The 25,305-nt window shown below is 60.0% G+C and carries 24 protein-coding genes; 10 read left to right on the plus strand and 14 right to left on the minus strand.

Annotation, left to right across the window (positions count from 1 at the left end; translation table 11 throughout):
• Positions 1–2 precede the first annotated feature (2 nt).
• The 11 genes from D781_RS20805 to pilM form a co-directional block, all read right to left on the minus strand.
• Positions 3–701 carry a phosphoglycolate phosphatase gene (locus D781_RS20805; RefSeq protein WP_015962193.1) on the minus strand — a complete coding sequence of 233 codons (699 nt, stop codon included), beginning with the start codon at positions 699–701 and terminating at the stop codon, positions 3–5.
• Complete coding sequence (gene rpe / locus D781_RS20810) at positions 694–1,371, minus strand: ribulose-phosphate 3-epimerase (protein WP_015962194.1); 678 nt, start codon at positions 1,369–1,371, stop codon at positions 694–696. Before rpe ends, D781_RS20805 begins: the two co-directional genes overlap by 8 nt.
• A 57-nt stretch (positions 1,372–1,428) precedes the next feature.
• Positions 1,429–2,241: an adenine-specific DNA-methyltransferase gene (dam, locus tag D781_RS20815; protein WP_015962195.1), complete on the minus strand. Its 813-nt coding sequence runs from the start codon at positions 2,239–2,241 to the stop codon at positions 1,429–1,431.
• Positions 2,242–2,416: 175 nt separating this feature from the next.
• Positions 2,417–3,412 (minus strand): SPOR domain-containing protein, encoded by a 996-nt coding sequence (locus D781_RS20820; RefSeq protein ID WP_015962196.1) that lies wholly within the window; start codon positions 3,410–3,412, stop codon positions 2,417–2,419.
• A 246-nt stretch (positions 3,413–3,658) separates the two neighbouring features.
• The gene (gene aroB / locus D781_RS20825) at positions 3,659–4,747 is read right to left on the minus strand and encodes a 3-dehydroquinate synthase (RefSeq protein ID WP_015962197.1); all 1,089 of its coding nucleotides are present in this window, start codon (positions 4,745–4,747) and stop codon (positions 3,659–3,661) included.
• Positions 4,748–4,803: 56 nt separating this feature from the next.
• Entirely contained in the window at positions 4,804–5,325 is a 522-nt protein-coding gene (gene aroK, locus D781_RS20830) for a shikimate kinase AroK (protein ID WP_015962198.1), read from the minus strand.
• 349 nt (positions 5,326–5,674) lie between these two features.
• Positions 5,675–6,886 carry a DNA uptake porin HofQ gene (gene hofQ, locus D781_RS20835; RefSeq protein WP_015962199.1) on the minus strand — a complete coding sequence of 404 codons (1,212 nt, stop codon included), beginning with the start codon at positions 6,884–6,886 and terminating at the stop codon, positions 5,675–5,677.
• Positions 6,887–6,895: 9 nt separating this feature from the next.
• A complete protein-coding gene (locus D781_RS20840; protein WP_015962200.1) occupies positions 6,896–7,261 on the minus strand; it encodes a HofP DNA utilization family protein in 366 nt (121 codons plus the stop codon).
• On the minus strand, positions 7,246–7,716 hold the full coding sequence (locus D781_RS23925) for a hypothetical protein (RefSeq protein ID WP_051032612.1): 471 nt from the start codon (positions 7,714–7,716) through the stop codon (positions 7,246–7,248). The genes D781_RS20840 and D781_RS23925 overlap by 16 nt, the downstream gene beginning before the upstream one ends.
• Positions 7,717–7,720: 4 nt before the next feature.
• A complete protein-coding gene (locus D781_RS20850; RefSeq protein ID WP_015962202.1) occupies positions 7,721–8,257 on the minus strand; it encodes a PilN domain-containing protein in 537 nt (178 codons plus the stop codon).
• Positions 8,257–9,093: a pilus assembly protein PilM gene (gene pilM / locus D781_RS20855; RefSeq protein WP_015962203.1), complete on the minus strand. Its 837-nt coding sequence runs from the start codon at positions 9,091–9,093 to the stop codon at positions 8,257–8,259. Before pilM ends, D781_RS20850 begins: the two co-directional genes overlap by 1 nt.
• A 122-nt stretch (positions 9,094–9,215) precedes the next feature.
• Here pilM and mrcA point away from each other — a divergent pair, with 122 nt between their 5' ends.
• Positions 9,216–11,777, plus strand: coding sequence for a peptidoglycan glycosyltransferase/peptidoglycan DD-transpeptidase MrcA (gene mrcA, locus D781_RS20860; RefSeq protein WP_015962204.1), 2,562 nt, complete (start codon positions 9,216–9,218; stop codon positions 11,775–11,777).
• Between the two features lie 68 nt (positions 11,778–11,845).
• Here mrcA and nudE read toward each other — a convergent pair whose 3' ends face one another.
• Positions 11,846–12,400, minus strand: coding sequence for an ADP compounds hydrolase NudE (nudE, locus tag D781_RS20865; RefSeq protein ID WP_015962205.1), 555 nt, complete (start codon positions 12,398–12,400; stop codon positions 11,846–11,848).
• 427 nt (positions 12,401–12,827) lie between these two features.
• Between nudE and D781_RS20870 the strand changes: the two genes are divergently transcribed.
• From D781_RS20870 to D781_RS20900, 7 genes are all read left to right on the plus strand, one after another.
• Positions 12,828–14,963 carry an intracellular growth attenuator family protein gene (locus tag D781_RS20870; RefSeq protein ID WP_015962206.1) on the plus strand — a complete coding sequence of 712 codons (2,136 nt, stop codon included), beginning with the start codon at positions 12,828–12,830 and terminating at the stop codon, positions 14,961–14,963.
• A 146-nt stretch (positions 14,964–15,109) separates the two neighbouring features.
• Positions 15,110–15,790 carry a GMP/IMP nucleotidase gene (gene yrfG, locus D781_RS20875; RefSeq protein ID WP_015962207.1) on the plus strand — a complete coding sequence of 227 codons (681 nt, stop codon included), beginning with the start codon at positions 15,110–15,112 and terminating at the stop codon, positions 15,788–15,790.
• The gene (gene hslR, locus D781_RS20880) at positions 15,787–16,194 is read left to right on the plus strand and encodes a ribosome-associated heat shock protein Hsp15 (protein WP_015962208.1); all 408 of its coding nucleotides are present in this window, start codon (positions 15,787–15,789) and stop codon (positions 16,192–16,194) included. Before yrfG ends, hslR begins: the two co-directional genes overlap by 4 nt.
• A gap of 25 nt (positions 16,195–16,219) precedes the next feature.
• Entirely contained in the window at positions 16,220–17,101 is an 882-nt protein-coding gene (gene hslO, locus D781_RS20885) for an Hsp33 family molecular chaperone HslO (RefSeq protein WP_015962209.1), read from the plus strand.
• Positions 17,102–17,297: 196 nt separating this feature from the next.
• Complete coding sequence (pckA, locus tag D781_RS20890) at positions 17,298–18,917, plus strand: phosphoenolpyruvate carboxykinase (ATP) (RefSeq protein ID WP_015962210.1); 1,620 nt, start codon at positions 17,298–17,300, stop codon at positions 18,915–18,917.
• 273 nt (positions 18,918–19,190) lie between these two features.
• The gene (locus D781_RS20895; RefSeq protein ID WP_015962211.1) at positions 19,191–19,454 is read left to right on the plus strand and encodes a plasmid stability protein; all 264 of its coding nucleotides are present in this window, start codon (positions 19,191–19,193) and stop codon (positions 19,452–19,454) included.
• Positions 19,451–19,930 carry a type II toxin-antitoxin system VapC family toxin gene (locus D781_RS20900; RefSeq protein WP_015962212.1) on the plus strand — a complete coding sequence of 160 codons (480 nt, stop codon included), beginning with the start codon at positions 19,451–19,453 and terminating at the stop codon, positions 19,928–19,930. Before D781_RS20895 ends, D781_RS20900 begins: the two co-directional genes overlap by 4 nt.
• A 33-nt stretch (positions 19,931–19,963) precedes the next feature.
• Here the strand turns inward: D781_RS20900 and envZ are convergent, their stop codons facing one another.
• Both envZ and ompR read right to left on the minus strand, forming a co-directional pair.
• Positions 19,964–21,337 carry a two-component system sensor histidine kinase EnvZ gene (gene envZ / locus D781_RS20905; protein WP_015962213.1) on the minus strand — a complete coding sequence of 458 codons (1,374 nt, stop codon included), beginning with the start codon at positions 21,335–21,337 and terminating at the stop codon, positions 19,964–19,966.
• Entirely contained in the window at positions 21,334–22,053 is a 720-nt protein-coding gene (ompR, locus tag D781_RS20910) for a two-component system response regulator OmpR (protein ID WP_004709363.1), read from the minus strand. Before ompR ends, envZ begins: the two co-directional genes overlap by 4 nt.
• A gap of 290 nt (positions 22,054–22,343) precedes the next feature.
• Here ompR and greB point away from each other — a divergent pair, with 290 nt between their 5' ends.
• Together greB and D781_RS20920 are read left to right on the plus strand one after the other, a co-directional pair.
• Entirely contained in the window at positions 22,344–22,817 is a 474-nt protein-coding gene (gene greB / locus D781_RS20915) for a transcription elongation factor GreB (RefSeq protein ID WP_015962214.1), read from the plus strand.
• 155 nt (positions 22,818–22,972) lie between these two features.
• On the plus strand, positions 22,973–25,297 hold the full coding sequence (locus D781_RS20920) for a Tex family protein (protein ID WP_015962215.1): 2,325 nt from the start codon (positions 22,973–22,975) through the stop codon (positions 25,295–25,297).
• The last annotated feature ends 8 nt before the right edge of the window (positions 25,298–25,305 follow it).

Consider the following 25,305-nt stretch of genomic DNA (forward strand, 5'->3'; position numbering starts at 1 on the left):
GTTTAAATTTCCTGATTTTCTAAGGATGACCGCCCAAGAACGGGCAACAGATCGGCGAAGCGTTCCAACACGCGGTCGGGATGGCTCAGGGCTATCGCTTCACCGTAGTTATAACCATACGTCAGGCCGACGCTCGGGCACCCTGCCGCCTGCGCCGCCTGGATATCATTGCGCGAATCGCCGACGAACAGCAGTTCGCCGGCCCGCAGCCCCAGCTTGCCGAGCACCAGATACAGCGGCGCCGGATGCGGCTTTTTCTCAATCACGTCGTCGCCGCCGATAATCAGCGAGAAGTAGTCGGCAATCCCCAGCGAACGCAGCAGCGGCGCGACAAACGGCGTCGGCTTATTGGTCACCAGCGCCATCGGCATGCCGGACTCCGCCAGCTGCGCCAGCGTCTGCCGCACCTGCGGGAACAAACGGCTGCCGTCGGCGACCGTGTCGGCATAGCAGCGGTCGAACCGTTCACGCAGCAGCCGGCACTGCGCCGGCGTTTCGTCGACTTCAGCCCAGCGCAGCGCACGCTGCACCAGCACGTCGGCGCCGTTGCCAATCCAGGTGCTGACCCGTTCAATCCCCGGCTGCGGCAGGTTCATCTCCGCCAGCGCCCGGTCCATTGCCGCGGCCAGGCCCGGCGCACTGTCAACCAGCGTGCCGTCCAGATCAAACGCCAGAGCGCGGATGGCGCTGAAATCAGCCATGGGTGACTTTCGCCAGTTCGCTGCGCATGGCGTCGATCACCGTGCGGTAGTCCGGCTGGCCGAAGATGGCGGAGCCGGCGACGAACATATCGGCGCCTGCGGCGGCGATTTCAGCAATGTTGTCGACCTTCACCCCGCCGTCCACTTCCAGGCGGATATCGTAGCCGCTGTCATCAATCAGCTTGCGCACCTGGCGCAGCTTATCCAGCGTGCCGTGGATAAATGACTGGCCGCCGAAGCCCGGGTTGACCGACATCAGCAAAATGACGTCAAGCTTATCCATTACGTAGTCGAGATAGCTCAGCGGCGTGGCCGGGTTGAGCACCAGCCCGGCCTTGCAGCCGTGTTCTTTGATCAGTTGAATGGTGCGGTCGACGTGCTCGGAGGCTTCGGGATGGAAAGTGATATAGCTGGCGCCGGCTTTGGCGAAGTCCGGGATAATGCGATCGACCGGTTTTACCATCAGGTGAACGTCAATCGGTGCGGTGATGCCGTAGTTGCGCAGCGCCTGACACACCATCGGACCGATGGTCAGGTTCGGCACGTAATGGTTATCCATCACATCGAAATGCACCACATCGGCGCCGGCGGCCAATACGTTCGCCGTGTCCTCGCCCAGGCGGGCAAAATCTGCCGACAGAATGGACGGGGCAATCAAACTCTTTTTCATCCGCTTCTCCAAACGTAGGGGTAGTCATTATACGCCGGGCGCCTGCTGCTTTCCGGCTTAGCGATACAGCGCCAAAAGCTCGTTCACCTTGCTGCGGCCCAGAATATTGCGGCTGATGGTGCGGCGGGCTTTCACCACATACAGCGCGGCATGCTGGTACCAGTCACGCGTCAGTTCGGTATCGTGGTTTGAGATCAATACCGGCACCTGATGTTCAACCGACAGCTGATGCGCAATCTGCGCCAGCCCCTGCTGATCGTCCAGGCTGAAGCTGTTGGTGTGATAGGCGGTAAAATTCGCCGTCGCCGACAGCGGCGCATACGGCGGATCGCAATACACTACCGCACCGGCGGTCGCCTTCAACATGGTATCGCGGTAATGCTCACAGACAAAGGTGGCATTGCGCGATTTTTCTGCAAACCAGTACAGCTCTTCCTCAGGGAAGTAAGGCTTCTTGTAACGGCCAAACGGCACGTTGAACTCACCGCGCAAGTTATAGCGGCACAGCCCGTTGTAACAGTGGCGGTTCAGATACAGGAACAATAGCGCCCGACGGTACGCGTCCTGACTAGTATTAAACTCTTCACGCAGCAGGTAAAACTGATCCGAGTTATTGAATTCATCGGCGAACAGAATACGGGCATCGCGCACGAAGTCATCCGTACGCAGCTTCACGATGTTATACAGGTTGATAAGATCGCTGTTGATATCGGCGAGAATATAGGCATCGTAATCGGTATTCAAAAACACCGACCCCGCACCCACGAAGGGCTCGATTAAGCAGTCCCCTTCCGGCAGATGGCGACGAATCTCATCTACCAGCGGGTATTTTCCACCAGCCCATTTTAAAAAAGCGCGGTTCTTCTTCATGCCGTCAGTTAGCTACTTATACAATTCAGAGCGGCGGATTGTACTCTGTTTCAGACAGCACATCAGCGCACAAATTAAAATGATTTATACCCTTCACCCTGCAGACTGCCGCCCAACCATCGCTCGGACCTAAGGTCGTCACGCGGCGTAAGACGGCAGCCCGAAAGCTGTCAGATTACTTTTTCTGGTCCTGTTGCACCTGGCGTACGGAACGAACCCATGGTTTTTTCGCCTGCACGTCCGCTGGCAATGAAGCAATGGCGCGCTTCGCTTCGCCGGAGGAGGCGTAAACGCCGCTCACCAGTACGAACCACGTTTTACCGTTACGCGTGGTTTGATACACGGAGTAGTTCGACAGCTTCTGCTGTTTGGCAAACGCGTTCAGGGTATCGGAGCGGGACGCGCTGCTCAGCTGCAGCGTGAAATGGCTGGCCGGAGCAGACTGGATAGCGCCGCCGCTGCCGCTGACCGCGCCGGATTTACCGGAGGAGGCCGACGCCGACGTCTTGCTGCTGCTTGCTTTGTGCGTTGCAGCGGCCGGTTTGCTGACACTCTTCGCCGGCACTTTATGCGGCTGCGCGCTATGGCTCTGCACCGGGCGCGTCGTTTCACGCGGACCACCCATCACCGTCGCCGGCGCCGTCGGCAGCGTCGAGCTGCTGCCCGTCATGCCCTGCGTAGCGGCATCGACCTGCCCCTGCTGCGCAGACAGCGCGTCGTTCATATTGCCGGGCAGATCCACACGCTGCTGCGCGCCGCCCTGCTGTGGCAGCGGCTGCGCCTCGGTCGGCGTGCCGGAAATCGGCGGTACGCTGATCTCTTGCGGCTGCTGCGGCTGAGTGGTGTTCACGCCGTTGGCGTCATTGGCATCGGTGGTGCCGCCCGGCACGCCATTGTTGGTCGTGGTCAGCGATGAGGAACCGGACAGATTGATATCGCGCGCCGAACCGGACTGGCTGCCCTGCTGCTGCGCGGATTCGTGTTTGGTCGGCGCTTTCAGCGCAGAGCCGATGCCGATAATCAGCAGCAACAGCACCAGGATGCCGATGCCGATCATCAGATGTTGACGTGAAACGGCGAAACGCGGGCCGGGGGCCGCTTTACGCGACCGTGAGGAAGGACGATCGCTGCTATCAGGTCGGAGATCGTCTTCCGGTTTAAATTCATCCATCTAAAACCCTCCAACTGAGAGGTAAAGGCTGTTACCCCACAGGCTGGCCGCCTTGCGTAGCACCAGCCACCTGGGGCGTATCACGGTAAAGCGACGGCGATACGGCCGATTAAACCAATTCATGATAATCGGGCAAAACCCATTCGCATGATTAATAATATAGATGCAAACCGCGGCTAAGCCACTGTTATTGCCTCTTCTTTTTACCACACCGCCAGAGAGCGGCCGTTTTTCGGAGGCAGCGGCTTACCGCGGCAAACAATCTTCAATCGACGCCAGCACCGTATCATGCGCAACGCCGCTGCGGACTTCCGCGGCGCCAATCGCCGTCGGCAGCACCAGACGCAGTTCTCCCGCCAGCACTTTCTTGTCGCGCATCATATGCGGCAGATACGCCGCCGGTGCCATCTCCTGCGGACCGGTGACCGGCAGCCCCGCACGCTGCAGCAGGTTGCTGACGCGCGCGATATCCTCTGCGGAAAACTGCCCCAGCCGATGGGCGGTGTGCGCGGCCATCATCATGCCGGCCGCCACGGCTTCGCCGTGCAGCCAGACGCCGTAGCCCAGCTCCGCCTCAATCGCGTGGCCATAAGTATGGCCCAGATTCAGCAGGGCGCGCAGGCCGCTTTCACGCTCATCGGCGGCAACCACCTGCGCTTTCAGCTCGCAGCAGCGACGAATGCAGTATGCCAGCGCCTGCATATCCAGCGCGACCAAAGCATCGATATTATTTTCCAACCAACGGAAGAAATCAGCATCAAGAATAATCCCATACTTGATCACTTCCGCCAGTCCGGATGAGAGTTCACGCGCCGGCAACGTTTTCAGGCAATCCAGATCAACCACGACCGAAGCCGGTTGATAGAACGCACCGATCATGTTTTTACCGAGCGGATGATTGACGGCGGTTTTCCCGCCAACGGAGGAGTCCACCTGCGACAGCAGCGTGGTCGGCACCTGAATAAAACGTACGCCGCGCTGGTAACACGCCGCAGCAAACCCGGTCAGGTCGCCGATAACGCCGCCGCCAAGAGCGACCAAGGTGGTGTCACGGCCATGGGGCTTGGCCAGCAACGCCGAGAACACCTGTTCCAGCACCGCAAGGGATTTGTACTGCTCGCCATCCGGCAGAATCACCTGGTCGACCACCACACCGCTCTGTTCAAGCACATTACGCACCTGCTCCAGATACAGCGGCGCCAACGTCTGGTTGGTGACCAGCATGACCTGATCGCCGGCCTTCAGCGGCATAAAAGAAGCCGGATCGTTAAACAATCCGGCAGCAATGGTAATTGGGTAGCTACGCTCCCCAAGCGTTACGGTAACTCTTTCCATATCGCGCCCAGTTCCCCAATGTGGTTGATCCCCGCATCGCGGCGCGGGGAACGCAATCAGTTGTTTTCCAGCATATTGATAATCTGGTTGGCAACTACTTTAGCGCTTTGATCGTCGGTACGGATAGTGACATCGGCAATTTCTTCGTACAACGGATTGCGTTCCTTTGCCAGCGCTTCCAACACCTCACGCGGCGGCTCATCGACCTGCAGCAGCGGACGCTTTTTATCACGCTGGGTACGCGCCAACTGTTTTTCGATGGTGGTTTCCAAATAAACAACGACACCTCGCGCCGACAGACGGTTACGCGTCTCACGCGATTTCACCGAACCACCGCCGGTCGCCAGCACAATCCCTTGCTTTTCCGTCAGTTCATTAATGACCTTTTCTTCACGATCGCGGAAACCTTCTTCGCCTTCCACGTCGAATACCCAGCCCACGTCAGCTCCGGTACGTCGCTCAATTTCTTGATCGGAGTCGAAGAACTCCATATTGAGTTGCTGAGCTAACTGACGGCCAATAGTGCTTTTGCCGGCACCCATAGGCCCAACCAGAAAGATATTGCGTTTCTCTGCCATGTTTTTCGGTATTACTAAGACAATTCGTTAATGATAACCCGCCCCGCCAATCAAATCAGCGGCGGGACCTAAACTGAAACCTCATGAGCGATAGTGCGAGATCAGACGAAAAATTATCTCAACACTCTTGGTAGTTTGGCAACCGAATAAATCGCTATCCACGCCGCGGGAGGGAAACCATATGTTTTTAACGGCGTCTGAGCGTTAACAAAAAAACCTCGGAGCTCAATTCGGTAACCCTTGTAAGCTAAATCGGCCGCAGCGTCAAACTCAGATGTCTCTGTGGCGAGAAAAAAGTGCATCTGCTCATCAACTTCAACAGATTTTCGTTCGCCGCAGCGCAGAGTGCTCAGCCTTTAACCAGCGTTGGGGTGATAAAAATCACCAGTTCCCGCTTTTTATACTGTTTGCCGCTGCGCCTGAACAGCGAACCCAGCAGCGGCACGTCGCCCAGCCCCGGCACCTTATCGGCGCTGCGGCTGCTTTGCCGCTGGAAAATGCCGCCCAAAACGATGGTTTCGCCGTTTTTTACCGTGACCTGCGTTTTTATCTCCTGCTTGTCGATCGCCAGGGCTTCTCCCTCTCCCTGCTTAATCGCGCGGCCGGGCATGTTCTGACTGATCTGCAGCTTCAACGCGATGCGGCCGTCAGGCAAAATCTTCGGCGTCACCTCCATCCCCAGCACCGCCTCTTTAAACTCCACCGATGTCGCACCGCTGGCGCCGCTGGACACCTCATACGGAATTTCCGTCCCCTGTTTGATGCTGGCGGTTTGCTGGTTGGCGGTCACCAGACGCGGGCTGGCGATAATCTCCAGCGCATTCTCCTGCTCCAGCGCCGTCAACTCCAGATCCAGAATGCGCCCGCTGATGCGCGCCAGATGAAACCCCGCGCTTATCGCGCTGCGCTCCAGCGGCAGACCGACGCTGAAGTTATCGAGCCGCAGCGCCTTGCCCGGCGACGCCTCCTCCGCCAGCCCCCAGCTGACGCCCAGCTCGTGCAAATCCTCGCTGCCGATAGTGACGATATGCGCCGCCAGCTGCACCTGTTCCAGCGGCTGATCCATCTGTTGCAGCCAGCCCGCCAGCAGCTTCAGCGCCGACGCCTCGTCGCGAATCATCAGCGTGTTGGTGCGCGGATCCGCCATAACGCTGCCGCGCTCGCTCAGCAACGCGCCTCGCTGCGCCTGTAAACTCTGCAAAACCGCCGCCGCTTCGGCGTGATGCAGCCGCTGCGTCAGCGTCTGCAGCGGTGGCGGCAGCTGTTCGGCCGGAAAGACCGTCATCACCTTGCCGTCGAGCGTCATGCTCAGCTTCCCCATGCGCAGGATCACCGCCAGCGCCTGCCGCCACGGCACCGCCTCCAGCCGCAGCGTCAGCGTGCCGCTCACCGCCTCCGCCGTTACCAGATTCAGCTGCTGATGATCCGCCAACGCCTGCAGCACCAGCGCAATCGGCGCGTCATGAAATGCCAGAGAAACCGGCGCGTCATCCTGCGGCGCCGCCATGACGGCGAACGATAGACCACACAGCCAGCCCGCCAAGCCTTTGCATCCCTTCATGTTGCTTCCTTATTTATTTCCCAACGTCAAAGTGACATCGCCCGGGACCGGCGGGCAGAGCGCATCGCCTGGCACGGCCTGCAGTTTCAGCGTCCGGGTGTCGATATGCGTCACCTGCCAGCGCCCGTGCAGCACCGTCTGGCGAAGCTGCAGCCGCAGCCAGCGCCTCTCCGGCGTGATGACCCAGCCCAGACGACGCTCCGGCTGGCCGATAATCCCCGCCAGCCGCCAGCGCTCGGGCGATGCGGCAACGTCGGGGCAGGACAGCACCGGCGGTTGGAAAGGATCGCGCGGCTGTGCCGCCCACAGTACGGGCGTCAACGCCCCTATCAACGCCAGCGTCAGCCAGCCGCCGCGCGTTATTGCAGCAGCCATTGCGTACTCAACCCTTCCGGCCGCATTTCCAGGGTCAGCTGGCTGATGCGTACCGTGCCCGGCAAACTCTCCAACAGTTGCAGCACGGCGAAGTAGTCGCTGCGCAGCTGAAGCCGCTGCTGCGAAGGCTGTTCCTGCCGCTGCCAACGCAGCAGTCTGACACCGGCCTGCTGCAGCACCGCCGACAGTTCCGGTTCGCTCGGTTGATGCTCCCGCTGCTGCGCAATCTGTTGCTCCAGCGTCGCCAGCGGCGGCAGCAATGCCAATTGCCGCTGCAGTTGGCCGACACGCTGCGCCTGCTGCCGAACCTCATCGCTTAACCGTTCCGACTGGCGCCACTCCCCGCGTATCAGTCCCAGACCGGGCAGCACCAGCAGAATGCCGAGCAATAGCCACTGAAACACCAGCAGTTGCCAACCCGGGCGCTGCAGCCACAGGATGAGCTCATCGGGCAACGGCCTACTCATCACGCCGCCAGGGAGCCGTCAGAGTAAAAGAAAATAGGCCGTCCGGACGCTGCACGACGTCCTCTAACTGATACCCAGGCAAGAGCGCCTGCGCCGTCAGGCGATCCGTCAGCTGAACCAACGCCGGATAGCCCTGGCTCAGCCCGCGCACCCGCAACCGGTGCGCCTGCGCCTCCAGCGAGAGCAGCCACGCGCTGGCCGGCAATGCCGCCGCCAACTGCGGCAAAAAACGCGCATACTGCAGGTTATGCGCCTGATTACGGTGATGCTGCGCCTGACGTTCACTCAGCCGCGTCAGTTCCCCCGTCGCCGCTTGAATCAGCCGGTACTGCTGCTGCAACGCCTCGTTCTGCTGCGTGTATTGCTGCAGCAGGCTGCGCTGTTGCTGCTGCCGGTGGCGCACGCCCGCCAGCAGCAGCGCGGCGATCGTCAGCGCCAATGCCAGCTGCAGCGTCAGCAAACGTAGCCAGAAGCGTGCGCGGCGACGCTGCGCCTGCTGGCGCCAGGGCAGTAAATTCACCTGGTACATCAGCAGTCCTCCTGCCGCAGCGCCAACCCGCCGGCCAGCACAAAGGCCCCCGGCTTTGCGGGCAGCGGCGCCTGCCGGTAAGGAAAAGCCTCAAGCGGCGACCACAGCAGCGCCCCTTCCGGCGCGGGTTCATCCAGCACGCTGCTGTAATACAGCGTCTGTGCGCCGGCATTGGCGGCCAGCACGGCCGCCAATGCCCGTGCGGCATCACCGATCTCCGGCTCGCGCAGCACGCCGCAGGCAAAGGCGCCGCTGCGCGGCGCCGCCCACAGCCAGTGATCGTCCAGCCGATGCAGCAAGACCGCCTCGGGCGGCAGCCCGGCGGCCTCGGCCATGGTTAACAGCGCGCAGGGCGTGATATCGACCACCTGCGGCGAGAGATCGGCCTGCTGCAGGCAGCCCAGCCACATCTGTAGCTCCTGCTGCCGGGCGGCGGTGAGCAACAGCTGCGCCGCCCGTTCCTGCGGCGGACGGTAGTCCAGCGCCAGCGTCTGGCTGTCGAGCGGAAACTGCTTCGCCCCCTGAGCGGTGATATAGCGGTCGCGCGCCGGCTCCTGCAGCCGCGCGTCCGGCGCCGGTATGACATGTTGTAAAACCCGTTGCACAGGTAAGGCAATGCGTAAGGAAATATGTCGCGGTAAGCGGGTTCGCCACTGCCGCAGCAGCGGAATCAAACTTTCGGATTGATCCAGATAACCGTCGCGCAGGACGGCATACGGCAACTCTTTTTGCCACCAGTGCCGCAGCTGCCAGCCGCCGCGTCGCCGCTGTGCCGCGACGGCGCGCAGACTATGGCTCTGTATATCGAGCCCCACATTCCATGTGTTCGGGAACATATTTTGACCCGCCTCCTTAAGGTAAGATGATAAAAGAACATATCCATGGCGAAGCCTTACCTTTATACTACCGCGCGGTTGTTTATAAACTGCCCAAATGACATAAAAATGGGAAATCTCAGGTGAAGTTCGTAAAGTATTTTCTAATCCTTGCAGTATGTTGCATCGTGCTGGGAGCAGCCTCGGTTTTTGGCTTGTACAAATATGTCGAGCCACAGCTGCCCGACGTCGCAACGCTGAAAGATGTCCGACTGCAAATCCCGATGCAGGTTTACAGCGCCGATGGCGAGCTGATCGCCCAATACGGCGAGAAACGCCGTATTCCGCTCAAACTGGATCAAATTCCGCCGGTAATGGTGCGCGCCTTTATCGCCACCGAAGACAGCCGGTTCTATGAGCACCACGGCGTTGACCCTATCGGTATCTTCCGCGCCGCGTCGGTGGCGATGGTCTCCGGCCATGCGTCCCAGGGGGCAAGTACCATCACCCAACAGCTCGCCAGAAACTTCTTCCTGAGTCCGGAACGCACGCTGATGCGTAAGATTAAGGAAGCGTTTTTGGCGGTGCGCATTGAGCAGATGCTGACCAAAGATGAAATTCTTGAGCTGTATCTGAACAAGATTTATCTGGGTTACCGCGCCTACGGCGTCGGCGCCGCGGCGCAGGTCTACTTCGGCAAGGACGTCAGCCAGCTGACCCTGAGCGAAATCGCCACCATCGCCGGCCTGCCGAAAGCGCCATCCACCTTTAACCCGCTCTATTCGCACGATCGTGCCGTGGCGCGCCGTAACGTGGTGCTGGCCCGTATGCTGGGCGAACACTACATCAATCAGGCGCAATACGACGAAGCGCGTAACGAGCCGCTGGTGGCCAATTACCACGCGCCGCAGATCAGCTTCTCCGCCCCGTATCTCGCCGAGATGGTGCGCCAGGAGATGATCAAGCGCTACGGTGAAAACGCCTACACCGACGGTTACAAGGTCTACACCACCGTGACCAAGAAGCTGCAGCTGGCGGCGCAGCAGTCGGTGCGCGACAACGTGCTGGCGTACGATATGCGCCACGGCTACCGCGGCCCGTCCAACGTGCTGTGGAAAGTCGGCGAAGCCGCCTGGGACCAGAAGCAAATCGTCACCTCACTCAAAGGTCTGCCGAGCTACGGCCCGCTGGCGCCGGCGGTGATCACCGCCGCCAACGCCGAGCAGGCGACCGCCATGCTGGCGGACGGCAGCAGCATCGCCCTGCCGATGGCGGGCATGCGCTGGGCGCGCCCTTACAAATCCGATACGCTGCAAGGCCCGACGCCGAAGCGCGTAACCGACGTGGTGCAGGTAGGCCAGCAGGTGTGGGTACGTAAGGTTAACGACAGCTGGTGGCTGTCGCAGGTGCCGGACGTCAACTCCGCGCTGATCTCGCTGAATCCGCAGGACGGCGCCGTGAAAGCGCTAGTCGGCGGCTTCGACTTCAACCAGAGCAAGTTCAACCGCGTCACCCAGGCGCTGCGTCAGGTCGGCTCCAATATCAAGCCGTTCCTGTATACCGCGGCAATGGATAAAGGCTTAACGCTGGCCACCATCCTGAACGACCTGCCGGTCACCCGCTGGGATGCCGGCTCCGGCACCGAATGGCGGCCGAAGAACTCGCCGCCGACTTACGTCGGCCCAATCCGCCTGCGTCAGGGGCTGGGGCAGTCGAAGAACGTAGTGATGGTGCGCGCCATGCGTGCGATGGGCGTCGACTACGCGGCGGAATACCTGCAGCGTTTCGGCTTCCCGGCGCAGAACATCGTGCACTCGGAATCGCTGGCGCTGGGTTCGGCGTCCTTTACTCCGATGCAGCTGGTGCGCGGCTACGCCGTGCTGGCGAACGGCGGCTATCTGGTGGATCCGTACTTCATCACCCATATCGAAGATGAAACCGGCAACACCATTTTTGAAGCCAAGCCGAAAGTGGTCTGCAACAGCTGTAACCTGCCGGTGATTTACGGCGACACGCACCGTTCGGCGGTACTGTCGGACGATAACGTGGAAAACGTGGCGGTCTCGCAGGAAAACAATAACAATTCCGGCGTGCCGATGCCGAAGCTGGAGCAGGTGACCCCGGCCCAGGTGCTGCAGGACGGCGACCAGCAGTATGCGCCGCACGTGATCAACACGCCGCTGTCATTCCTGATCCACGACGCGCTGAACACCAACATCTACGGTGAACCGGGCTGGATGGGCACCGGCTGGCGTGCCGGCCGCGATCTGAAGCGTCGCGATATCGGCGGCAAAACCGGCACCACCAACAGCTCGAAGGACGCCTGGTTCTCCGGCTACGGCCCGGATACGGTCACTACCGTCTGGATCGGCTTTGACGACCATCGCCGCACCCTGGGCCGCTCAACGGCGTCCGGCGCCATTCCGGACCAGATTTCCGGCGGCGAAGGCGGTGCGAAGAGCGCGCAGCCGGCGTGGGATGAGTTTATGAAGATTGCGCTGGAAGGCATTCCGGAGCAGAAAACCACGCCGCCGCAGGGCATTATCAGCGTCATTATCGACAAGAGCACCGGCAAGCTGTCGAAAGGCGGCTCAGGCAGCCGTTCCGAGTACTTTATCGAAGGCACCCAGCCGACGGAGTACCCGACCTACGATGCCGGCACCACCCTGATGGATTCCGGCGGCGAAAGCCACGAACTGTTCTAACCACCAAAAAGGGCCAGAGAAATCTGGCCCTTTTTATTTGCGCCGCTGCGGGGGCACACGCTCGCCGTTTAGCGGGAACCACGCAGGAAGGCCTCGGCCAGGAACAGCGCACTGACGTTGCGCGCCTCGCGAAAATCCGGTTCCGCCAACAGCGCCATCATATTGGCAATGGGCCAGCGCACCTGCGGCAGCGGCTCCGGCTCGTCCCCTTCCAGCTTTTGCGGATACAGATCGTGTGCCAGCACGATATTCATCTTGCTGGAAAAATAGGAGGGCGCCATGGTTAACTTGCTGAGAAAATCAAAGCGTTCCGCACCGAAGCCCACTTCCTCCATCAGCTCGCGGTTGGCGGCTTCCAGCACCTCTTCACCCGGGTCGATCAGCCCCTTAGGGAACCCCAGCTCATAAGATTCCGTCCCGACCGCATACTCGCGAATCAGCAGCAGGTCGTCGCCAATCACCGGCACAATCATCACCGCCTCACGATCGGAAGGGCGCATACGCTCGTACACCCGCCGCACGCCGTTGCTGAATTCCAGATCGACAGATTCAACGTTAAACAAGCGCGAACGTGCGATGGTTTCTACCTTCAGGATTTTAGGTTTTTGCAGGTGTTTATCCATGATTGCCTCAAAATGCGTTCCCCCTGCGCGCCAGATGCGGCCGAGCACGGGGTAACCGGAATAATGATTGGCGGGCATGCCGCTGACGACATGCTTAAACGCTGACCATTGTCGATCTTGATCACATTGTGCGTTAATGGGAACCTTGGCCGCAACGCACACCGTTGTTAATTTACTTTTTTTTAACAACCTCGGCCAGCGGATGCCTTTTTTCTACGCTAATTCAGCAAATAAATCGTGTTAAAATAGGATAATGCCGATATTAGCAATAGCCACAGCTTGCTATCATCGTGCAAGCTTGGGGCTTGTTTAACCGCGCGTTTTTTCGTTTTACCCGGCGCTGCGGATGCCTCACTCTGATTTACTGCATATAATAGGCAACTTTATCATCAGGTTGATGGGAGTCACGGCGTAATATGGGGATAGCATGAGCACAATAGTGTTGATATTGGCCTTAGTGCTTGCCTGTCTGATCATCGCTGGCCTGTATTTTTGGTTTAAAGCTCGTAACCGGCCGGTACTGGCCCGTTCACTGCCCTTTCTCAAGCCGACGCACCGCAAACTGACGTCGGAAGAGCGTGCGGCGGTCGAGCACTACCTCGGTCAGCAAAACCGGCTGGGCAATAAACTGCTGCCCGGCAGTTCGCCCCTGTCCGCCACCAGGCTGACCCTGACCCCGCAAAGCGACAACGTCTACCCGGTCACCCACGCCATTACCCGTTACGGCCTTGCCAGCGATGAGCCCAATAAATGGCGCTACTACCTGGACTCTGAAGAGGTGCACCTGCCGCCGTTCTGGGAACAGTACATCAGCGCCGACAACCATGTGGAAATCATCAAGACGCAAACGCTGCCGCTGGTGATCTCCCTCAACGGCCACTCGCTCACCGACCATATCAACGATCGGCCGCTGCCGCCGGTCGTCGGCGCCGAACCGGCGCGTAACGCCTCGATCCGCAAGGAGGAGAGCGAGCACGTCGAACTGCTGAATATCCGTAAGGAAACGCCGGAAGAACATATGCTCAACCGGCCCAGCGGCCTGAAGGAAGCCGGCATCATTTCCGCCGCCCTGCTGCTGCTGTTTTTCAGCCTGATCAGCCCCGTGCTGGTGGTGCCGTGGATGATTTTCGTCGCGGTGCTGATGATCGCTTGGGGCTGCTGGAACCTGTTCCGCCGCCCGGCCGATCATGAACTGAAAGAGATTCATTGCCTGCGCGGCACGCCAAAGCGCTGGGGGCTGTTTGGCGAATCCGGCCAGGGGCACATCAGCAACATCTCGCTCGGCACCGTCGATCTGGCCTACCCTGCGCACTGGCAGTCGTTCGTCAGCGCGGACCTGGGGCAGCCCACCGACGTCGATATCTACCTTAACCGCCAGGTGGTGCGTCAGGGGCGTTATCTGTCGCTGCACGACGAAATGAAGCACTTCCCGCTGCAGCACTGGGGGAAAAACGCCGTGCTGATCGCCAGCTCGCTGCTGGTGCTGATCATGCTGCTGAGCTACATCCCGCTGGGCCTGCCGCTCAAACTCAGCGTCGCCTGGCTGCAGGGCGCACAGCGCACCGAAGTCAGCAGCGTACAAGCGCTGGAACGTATTCCTCTGCATATTGGCGACAGCCTGAAAATTCAGGGCAGCGGCATGTGCTATGTGCCGCCGACGCCGCTCAATGCGTCAGCGGCCGGCTTTATGCCGTTCGACTGCTCCGGCATTTACTGGAACACCGCCGCGCCGCTGCCACAGCCGGAATCGGACATTATCGATAAGGCCTCGGCGCTGCTCGCCACGGTCAACAGCCAGCTGCACCCCAGCGGCAGCGACCAGAAAATCAACCCGCAGCTGGCCAGCGCCATTGAAAAGTCCGGCATGATTCTGCTGGATGATTTTTCCGACATCGTGCTGAAGACCCGCGACCTGTGCGGCGAGAGCAACGACTGCGTACGGCTGAAAAACGCTCTGGTGAACCTCGGCAACGGCAAAGACTGGAACAGCCTGGTTAAACGCGCGCGCTCCGGCTCGCTGGACGGCGTCAACGTCCTGCTGCGCCCGGTCAGCGCCGAATCTCTTGAGCGGCTGACCAAATCCGCCACCTCCTCCTTCGTCTATCAGGAAACGCGCCAGGCGGCGGCAGCGCTGAACAGCCCGCCGCCGGGCGGCTTCCTGATTTCCAGCGATGAGGGTAAACAGCTGGTGAACCATACGCTGCAGCCGGCGGCATCGCCGAATGAAGACAATGCGCTGGAGCAGTGGAATACGCTGAAGCGGATGACCAGCGTTTTGCTGCATACGCCGTTCGAAGCGCAGGGCGTCATCACCAGCCTCAGCACCGACGCCAACGGCACCCGCCATATCGCACTGCACAGCGAGCCGGACATCATCACGCTGTGGCGCTACCTCGGCACCAGCCTGCTGCTGATCGGGGTGACGATCGGCCTGGGTTACAATACGTTCCGCCTGATCCAGCGTCAGCGCATGAACCGTCGCCGGCTAGCCGACATTCAGAGCTATTATGAAAGCTGCTTTAACCCACAGCTGACGCCCGTGCCGCTGCATTCCAAAGACTAACCGGGCGGGCCGGCATCAGCGGCCCGTTCTCACGTCTTGTCATCCGCTTATGCTACCCTAACCCTATATCTCCGCCCTTCCCCGCCGTTGCGGCGGGCGGAAACACCGTTTTCCCCCTGAGTGACCAGCCTGCTGCCGGAGTATTTATGGTTCCTGAATTTGATTGGCGCAATATAGATACCGTTTTGCTGGATATGGACGGCACCCTGCTCGATCTGGAGTTCGACAGCCACTTTTGGCTGCAGCGGGTGCCGCAGGCGCTGAGTGCCCAGCGCGATATTTCGTTCGACCAGGCGCGTCAAATCATTGACGCCGAGTATGCCGCGGTACAGCACACCATGAACTGGTACTGCTTTGATTACTGGAGCTCGCGGCTGGATCTGGATATTTACGCCATGACCAGCGAAGCCGGCTCCCGCGCCCGTCTGCGCGATGATACCGCTCCGTTTCTGCAGGCGCTGCGCGACTCCGGCCGCCAGGCCATCCTGCTGACCAATGCGCATCCGCACAGTCTGGCGGTAAAAATTGCGCATACCGGGCTCGACCAGCACCTTGATTTATTACTTTCCACCCACACATTTGGATATCCGAAGGAAGATCAGCGTCTGTGGCAGGCGGTGCAGCAACGCATCGGCTTTGACCCGCAGCGTACGCTGTTCGTGGATGACGGCGAACCGATTCTGGACGCCGCGCGCCGGTTCGGCATTCGCTATTGCCTCGGCGTACAAAATCCGGATTCCAGCATGGCGGAAAAAACTTTCCAGCGTCATCCGTCCATGCGCGATTACCGTCAGTTGATACCGGCGCTGGCACGGGAGCCAGGATGAAAGCAAAAACGACCAGCGAGGCAGCCGTCCGTCTGGACAAGTGGCTGTGGGCCGCGCGGTTTTATAAAACCCGCGCGCTAGCGCGCGAGATGATCGACGGCGGTAAAGTGCACTATAACGGCCAGCGCAGTAAACCCAGTAAAAACGTCGAGCTGAACGCGGAGATCAAGCTGCGTCAGGGCAATGAGGAACGCACGGTGGTCGTGCTGGCGCTTAGCGGCCAGCGGCGCGGCGCCAGCGAAGCGCAGCTGATGTATGAGGAAACGGCGGCCAGCGTCGCCAACCGGGAACAGATGGCGCAGGCGCGCAAACTGAACGCCCTGAGCATGCCGCATCCGGACCGCCGTCCGGACAAAAAAGAGCGGCGTACCCTGATTAAATTTAAATTTGGCGAGTCGGAATAACCCCTCGCCTCACAGAGAGAAAACTATGTCTAATCATGACCAATTACACCGTTACCTGTTCGAGAACTACGCGGTGCGCGGTGAGCTGGTTACCCTCAGCGACACCTACCGGCACATCCTGGACAACCACGACTACCCTGCCCCGGTGCAGGCGCTGCTGGGTGAAATGCTGGTTGCCACCAGCCTGCTGACGGCCACGCTGAAATTCAACGGCGACATTACTGTGCAGCTGCAGGGCGACGGCCCGCTGAAGCTGGCGGTGATCAACGGCAACAACCAGCAGGAAATGCGCGGCGTTGCGCGTCTGCAGGGCGATATTGCCGAAGGCAGCACGCTGCAGCAGATGATCGGCAACGGCGTGATGGTTATCACCATTACCCCGGCCGAAGGCGAGCGCTATCAGGGCGTCGTGGCGCTGGAAGGCGAAACGCTGGCCGAGTGCCTGGAAAATTACTTCCGCCAGTCGGAACAGCTGCCGACCCGCCTGTTTATCCGCACCGGCGAGGCCGACGGCCAGCCGGCCGCCGGCGGTATGCTGCTGCAGGTGCTGCCGGCGCAGGATGAGCAAAACGCCGATGATTTCGATCATCTGGTGCAGCTGACCGCCACCATCAAGAACGAAGAGCTGTTCACCCTGCCGGCCAATGAGGTGCTGTACCGCCTGTACCATCAGGAAGAGGTGACGCTGTATGAACCGCAGCCGGTGGTGTTCCGCTGCACCTGCTCGCGCCAGCGCTGCGCCGACGCGCTGCTGACGCTGGCCACTGACGAAGTGGCCACTATGCTGGAACAGGACGGCAACATCGACATGCACTGCGATTATTGCGGCAGCCACTACGTGTTTGACGCGATGGACGTCGCCGCGCTGTACGCCGGTAATACCGGCGAAAGCAACCAGTTACACTAAGTATGACCCTATCCTGACGGGGCCAAAACGGCCCCGTCAGCCCTTCCCGTTTGCACGTTTGCTTTTTTCCGTGTGCTATCTCTCAATTCGTAACTAAAATTAGTTTAAAACGTTAAATATTTGATATCTGTCGCGGTTACACACTAGTAAATACCTACAATTGGCCGCAAAAATGCTGTGACCAAGGAGTAGTGACATGTGTGCTAAAGGTATAACCCCTCAGGATCTGGCCGCCTACGGGATCCACGACGCCGGCGAGATCGTCTACAACCCAAGCTATGACCTCCTGTTTAAAGAAGAAACCGACCCTTCCTTAACGGGCTACGAGCGCGGCGTGGTGACTAACCTGGGTGCGGTAGCCGTCGATACCGGGATCTTTACCGGCCGTTCCCCGAAGGACAAATACATTGTCCGTGATGACGTTACCCGCGATACCGTGTGGTGGGCCGATCAGGGGAAAGGCAAAAATGACAACAAACCACTCAGCCCGGAAGTCTGGGGCGAGCTGAAACAGCTGGTGACCCAGCAACTCTCCGGTAAACGCCTGTTCGTGGTTGATACTTTTTGCGGCGCCAACGCCGACTCCCGCCTGAAAGTGCGCTTTATCACCGAAGTCGCCTGGCAGGCACACTTCGTAAAAAACATGTTTATCCGCCCGAGCAATGAAGAACTGGCAGACTTTGAGCCGGACTTCGTGGTGATGAACGGCGCCAAATGCACCAATCCAAACTGGCAGCAGCAGGGCCTGAACTCGGAAAACTTCGTCGCCTTCAACCTGACGGAGCGCATGCAGCTGATCGGCGGCACCTGGTACGGCGGCGAAATGAAAAAGGGTATGTTCTCCATCATGAACTACCTGCTGCCACTGAAGGGCATCGCCTCCATGCACTGCTCGGCCAACGTCGGCGAAAAAGGCGACGTGGCGGTCTTCTTCGGCCTGTCCGGCACCGGTAAGACCACGCTGTCCACCGACCCGAAACGCCAGCTGATCGGCGATGACGAGCACGGCTGGGACGACGACGGCGTGTTCAACTTCGAAGGCGGCTGCTACGCCAAAACCATCAAGCTGTCCGAAGAAGCCGAACCGGATATCTACCACGCCATCAAGCGCGATGCGCTGCTGGAAAACGTCACCGTACTGGCCGACGGCAGCATCGATTTCAATGACGGTTCGAAAACCGAAAACACCCGCGTTTCCTACCCGATTTACCATATCCAGAACATCGTCAAGCCGGTATCCAAAGCGGGCCACGCCACCAAGGTGATCTTCCTGACCGCCGACGCCTTTGGCGTGCTGCCGCCGGTGTCGCGCCTGACCGCCGACCAGACCCAGTACCACTTCCTGTCCGGCTTCACCGCCAAACTGGCCGGTACCGAGCGTGGTATCACCGAACCGACGCCGACCTTCTCTTCCTGCTTCGGCGCCGCCTTCCTGTCGCTGCACCCGACGCAGTACGCCGAAGTGCTGGTGAAACGCATGCAGGCCGCCGGCGCGCAGGCCTATCTGGTGAACACCGGCTGGAACGGCAGCGGCAAACGTATCTCCATCAAGGATACGCGCGGCATTATCGACGCCATTCTCAGCGGCGAAATCGACCAGGCGGAAACCATTACCCTGCCGATCTTCGATCTGGCGGTGCCAACGGCGCTGCCTGGCGTAGACCCTGCCATCCTTGACCCGCGCGCCACCTACCAGAACGAAGCGCAGTGGGAAGAGAAAGCGCAGGATCTGGCGCAGCGCTTTATCACCAACTTTGATAAATACACCGATACGCCGGCCGGGGCAGCCCTGGTCAGCGCCGGTCCAAAACTGTAAGACTCTCTTTAGCTCATACTCAAGGCGCGGCTTCCGCGCCTCAGACTGCTGACAAAGCGTGTTATTAGGGAGAGCGTGACGATGGGGTCGTAGCGGCGCCAGCCGCCGGAGCGCCCCTCGTTACGCTAGGCCCGGGTATCTCGGGCTATCAGGCGATTTTGTCATCAACCTCAGGCGCGGCTTCCGCGCCTTTTTTATGCGCGCCGGTTGTTTAATAAACAACCGAGTGAGACAATGACATCATTGCAATCATTGACAACAAAGGAGGGTTCAATGGCTACCATTACCGTCAGAAATCTTGACGACGAAGTCAAAGAGCTGTTGCGTATTTCGGCAGCTAAAAATGGCCATTCCATGGAAGAGGAGGCGCGCATGATCTTAAAACAGGCGCTGATGAAAAAGCCGGCGCGCTACGGGCTGGGCAGCTGGATGCATCAGCACTTCGCCGAATTCGGCGGCGTAGAACTGGCGATCCCGCCACGCGATGCCGTGCCGCCGCGCCGTGTCACCTTCGACGATGATGACGACCAGGCATGATTATTCTCGATACCAACGTGATCGCAGAAACGCTGCGCCCTACACCGCATTACAACGTCATCAGTTGGCTGAACGAAAAAGACAATAGCGAGCTGTACCTCAGCGCCATCGTCGTCGCCGAACTGTTTAGCGGCGTAGCCTGCATGCCGGACGGCAAACGCCAGCAGGCGCTAAGGCTCAGGCTGGCGGAGGCGATTCAGATTAACTTTGATGAGCAGATTTTGCCGTTTGACGCCCTGTGCGCCATGCAGTACGCGGAACTGATCGGCAGGAACCAGCGCCAGGGCACGCCGATGAGCGCGCCGGACGCGCAGATCGCCGCCACCTGTCTGCAGTACGGTGCCACGCTGGCCACGCGCAATACCAAAGATTTTCTCCACTGCGGCATCGAACTGATTGACCCCTGGCAGGTGCCCGCGGGGCAACGCCTGCATGAAGACGCGGCCGAATACTACGTGATGAGCCGAAAATCCTGAAGGGCGCCATGACGCGCCCTTGCACAGGATGGGTCAGGCCTTCTCTTTCGGCAGCCCGCCATTGCCGTTGGATGCATCGCGGGTGGCGATCGGCAGCGGAATGTAGGCGCGCATGCGCAAACCGCCGCGCTCGCTGACGCCAAACTCCAGCGCGCCGGCGTGGCCGTCAATAATGCGCTGCACAATCGCCAGCCCCAGGCCGGTGCCGCTGGTGCTGCGCGCGCTGTCGCCGCGCACAAACGGCTGCAGCAAATGCTTCAGCTCTTCCGGTTTAATGCCCGGGCCGTCATCTTCCACCTGGAACCAGCCGCGCTGCAGCTCACTGCCGCTGCTGACCTTTATCCAGCCATTGCCGTAACGCGCCGCGTTGACCACCATATTGACCACCGCACGCTTGATCGACAGCGGATGCACATTCATCAACAGCTCGCCCGGTGCCAGACTGGCGTCAATTTCCCGCTCATAGCCGCTTTCCGCCGCGATCACCTCGCCCAAAATGGCGTTAAGGTCGCACAGCTCCGTCTGCATCTCCTGGCCGGTACGCAGGTAATCGATAAACTGTTCGATAATATCGTTACATTCTTCGATATCTTTATTGATCGACTCCGCCAGATAACCGTCCTCGGCGCCCATCATCTCCGTCGCCAGACGGATGCGCGTCAGCGGCGTACGCAAATCGTGGCTGACGCCGGCCATCAGCAAGGTGCGGTCGTCCGACAGTTGCTTGACGCCCGAGGTCATCTGATTAAACGCGCGCGTTACCGAACGCACTTCCGACGCGCCGTATTCACGCAGCGGCGGCGGAATATTGCCTTTGCCGACCTGCAGCGCCGCGTGCTCCAGCTCGACCAGCGGCCGGTTCTGAATACGGATAAACAGCCAGGCGCCGCCGATCGCCAGCAGCATGATCGCCAGCGTATAGCGGAACAGCGGTGAGAAATCGCCCTGATGAATCTCGGTCAGCGGCACGCGCACCCAGATATCCGGCGACAGCCAGGTCTTCAGCCAGACCACCGGCGTATTCTTGTTAACCTCGACGCGCACGTCGGTCGGGCCGCCCAGCTGACGCGCCATCTGCTGGCTGAGGAACTCATAGTGCTGCGCCCAACGCAGCCCGCTCTCTTCCGCGGCGGCATTGGTATACAGCGAGATCCCCAGCTCACGATAGATTTCCCGACGGAACGCCGGCGGCACTTCCAGCAACGTGCCGTCTTCCAGCTGCAGCCGATCGGTCATCAGCATACGCACTTCGTACGCCAGGACCTTATTAAACTGCTGCAGACTGGGCAGGATGGCGAAGTTCAGCACCACCAGATAGGTCGTCACCAGGCTGACGAACAGCAAGGTGACGATCAATAACAGGGTTCGGGCAAACGAGCTACGCGGTGAAAAGCGCAATCGCCTCATGCCTTACTGCCGTCCGGTACAAAGACATAGCCCAGGCCCCAAACGGTCTGGATATAGCGAGGATGGGCGGGATCTTCTTCCACCATGCGACGCAGGCGCGAGATCTGCACGTCGATGGAACGCTCCATGGCGCTGTATTCACGGCCGCGCGCCAGATTCATCAGCTTATCGCGCGACAGCGGTTCACGCGGGTGGCTCACCAGCGCCTTCAGCACCGCAAACTCACCGCTGGTCAGCGGCATCGGCTCGTCTTCGCGGAACATCTCGCGGGTGCCGAGGTTCAGCTTGAATTTGCCAAAGGCGATCACCGCCTCTTCCTGCGACGGCGCGCCCGGCAGTTCATTGGCCTGACGGCGCAGCACCGCGCGGATGCGCGCCAGCAGTTCACGCGGGTTGAACGGTTTTGGAATGTAATCATCGGCGCCGATTTCCAGCCCGACGATACGGTCCACTTCTTCGCCCTTGGCGGTCACCATGATGATCGGCATCGGGTTGCTCTGGCTGCGCAGGCGGCGGCAGATAGACAGACCGTCTTCCCCCGGCAGCATCAGGTCCAGCACCATCAGGTGGAACGATTCCCGCGTCAGCAGGCGATCCATCTGTTCGGCGTTCGCCACGCTGCGCACCTGAAAGCCCTGCTCGGTTAAATAGCGTTCCAATAGCGCACGCAGACGCATGTCGTCATCAACGACCAGAATCTTATGATTCTCTTGCATTGTATTACTCCCAAAGGCTGTATTGCCTGATGCGAATATTGTTAAAAAACCCTGTCATCTCGGACAGCGATTAATGGTATATATTCTAGCCGAAATTGTTACAAAGCTTATTCTTTTGCCCATTTATCAACTGTTTTCGTCGCCCGGCCGGTGAGAAAAGCCTCCGCTCTCCGTCGCGATCCGTACGGCAGCGCAGCATATCACATTGCGATAAAATGCCCGTCATACACCGGGTTATGCGAAAATCCACGTGATAAAATCCCATGACCGATCCATTAAGGTGGATAACGATGAGAACTCAATTAATAACCCGCGAAGGTTATAACAAACTTAAACAAGAGCTGGATTACCTGTGGCGCGAAGAGCGGCCGGAGGTGACCAAGAAGGTCACCTGGGCGGCCAGCCTCGGCGATCGCAGTGAAAACGCCGACTATCAGTACAACAAGAAGCGGCTGCGGGAGATCGACCGCCGGGTGCGCTACCTGACCAAATGCCTGGAGCAGCTGAAAATCGTCGACTACTCGCCACAGCAGGAAGGTAAAGTCTTCTTCGGCGCCTGGGTTGAGGTGGAAAACGACGACGGCGACACCAAGCGCTTCCGCATTGTGGGCTACGATGAGATTTTCGGCCGTAAAGACTATATCTCCATCGACGCGCCGATGGCGCGCGCCCTGCTGAAAAAAGAGGTCGGCGACGCCGTTACCGTCAACACGCCGCTCGGCGAAGCGCTGTGGTACGTCAATCAGATTGAATACGTTAAATAAATTTCAGCCTATTCCGAACCTTGCCTCACGCCAGTGCCGCCCTGCGCTACCGGCGCAGCGGCCGTGCCGCACAGGCCCGGCGCGCTGGCATTTTTCACCGGCAGTACGTATAACTGTCCCCTGTTTACTCACCGTTCCTAACAGATACCAGACTTATGAATGAGCCACTGAGCCGCATTATTGCAACAGAGCTGCAGGCGCGTCCGGAGCAAGTTGACTCCGCAATCCGCCTGCTGGATGAAGGTAATACCGTGCCGTTTATCGCACGCTATCGTAAGGAAGTCACCGGGGGCCTGGACGACACCCAACTGCGCCAGCTGGAAACCCGCCTGGGTTATCTGCGTGAACTGGAAGACCGCCGCCAGACCATCCTCAAATCCATTGAAGAACAGGGCAAGCTGAGCGACGAACTGGCGGGCGCGATCAACGCCACGCTGAGCAAAACCGAACTCGAAGACCTGTACCTGCCCTACAAGCCGAAGCGCCGCACCCGCGGCCAGATCGCCATTGAGGCCGGTCTGGAGCCGCTGGCCGATACGCTGTGGCAGGATCCGCAACAGCAGCCGGAACAGCTGGCGGAAGGCTTTGTCGACGCCGATAAAGGCGTGGCGGACGTAAAAGCGGCGCTGGACGGCGCACGCTACATCCTGATGGAGCGCTTTGCCGAAGACGCCGCGCTGCTGGCCAAAGTGCGTAACTACCTGTGGAAGAACGCCCATCTGGTGGCCAAAGTGGTGGAAGGTAAAGAAGAGGAAGGCGCAAAATTCCGCGACTACTTCGACCATCACGAACCTATCGCCCAGGTGCCATCGCACCGCGCGCTGGCGATGTTCCGCGGCCGCAACGAAGGCATCCTGCAGCTGTCGCTGAATGCCGACCCGCAGTTCGACGAAGCGCCGCGTGAAAGCCAGGCGGAACAGATCATCATCAGCCACCTGGACCTGCGGCTGAACAACGCGCCGGCGGACGCCTGGCGCAAAGCGGTGGTCAACTGGACCTGGCGCATCAAGGTGCTGCTGCACCTGGAAACCGAACTGATGGGCACGGTGCGCGAACGCGCCGAAGATGAAGCCATCAACGTGTTTGCCCGCAACCTGCACGATCTGCTGATGGCGGCGCCGGCCGGCATGCGCGCCACCATGGGGCTCGATCCGGGCCTGCGCACCGGGGTGAAAGTGGCAGTGGTCGACGCCACCGGCAAACTGGTGGCCACCGATACCGTTTACCCACACACCGGTCAGGCCGCCAAGGCCGCCGCCGCGGTCGCCGCGCTGTGCACCAAACATAACGTCGAACTGGTGGCGATCGGCAACGGCACCGCCTCCCGTGAAACCGAGCGCTTCTTCGCCGAACTGCAAAAACAGTTCCCGGCGGTCAAGGCGCAGAAGGTGATCGTCAGCGAAGCCGGCGCATCGGTCTACTCCGCGTCCGAACTGGCGGCGCTGGAGTTCCCGAACCTCGACGTGTCGCTGCGCGGCGCGGTGTCCATCGCCCGTCGTCTGCAGGATCCGCTGGCGGAGCTGGTGAAGATCGAACCGAAATCCATTGGCGTCGGTCAGTATCAGCACGACGTCAGCCAAAGCCAGCTGGCGAAGAAGCTGGATTCGGTGGTTGAGGACTGCGTAAACGCCGTCGGCGTCGACCTGAACACCGCCTCGGTGCCGCTGCTGACCCGCGTCGCCGGCCTGACGCGCATCATGGCGCAGAACATCGTTAACTGGCGTGATGAAAACGGCCGCTTCAACAACCGCGCACAGCTGCTTAAAGTCAGCCGCCTGGGGCCGAAAGCCTTTGAACAGTGCGCCGGCTTCCTGCGCATCAACCACGGCGACAACCCGCTGGACGCCTCGACCGTACACCCGGAAACCTATCCGGTGGTAGAGCGCATTCTGGCCGCCACCCAGCAGGCGCTGCAGGATCTGATGGGCAACCCGAGCGCGGTGCGCGGCCTGAAGGCCAGCGACTTTACCGACGAGCAGTTCGGCGTACCGACCGTGACCGACATTCTGAAAGAGTTGGAAAAACCGGGTCGCGACCCGCGTCCCGAGTTCAAAACCGCCACCTTCGCCGACGGTGTGGAAACGCTGAACGACCTGCAGCCGGGGATGATCCTGGAAGGCTCGGTGACCAACGTGACCAACTTTGGCGCCTTCGTCGATATCGGCGTCCATCAGGATGGTCTGGTGCACATCTCTTCACTGGCCGACAAGTTCGTCGAAGATCCGCATACCGTGGTGAAAGCCGGCGATATCGTCAAGGTGAAGGTGATGGAAGTGGATCTGCAGCGTAAGCGCATTGCGCTGAGCATGCGTCTGGACGAGCAGCCGGGGGAAGGTTCGCCGCGCCGCGGCGGTTCCGCGCCGGCGCGCGATAACGCATCGCGCCAGCAGGCTCAGCGTCCGAAAGCGCGCAACAACGCCCCGGCCGGCAATAGCGCCATGGGCGATGCGCTGGCGGCGGCCTTCGGCAAAAAACGCTAACCGTCGCA

Origin of the sequence: Serratia sp. FGI94 (assembly GCF_000330865.1) — a bacterium.
Taxonomy (GTDB): domain Bacteria; phylum Pseudomonadota; class Gammaproteobacteria; order Enterobacterales; family Enterobacteriaceae; genus Serratia_B; species Serratia_B rubidaea.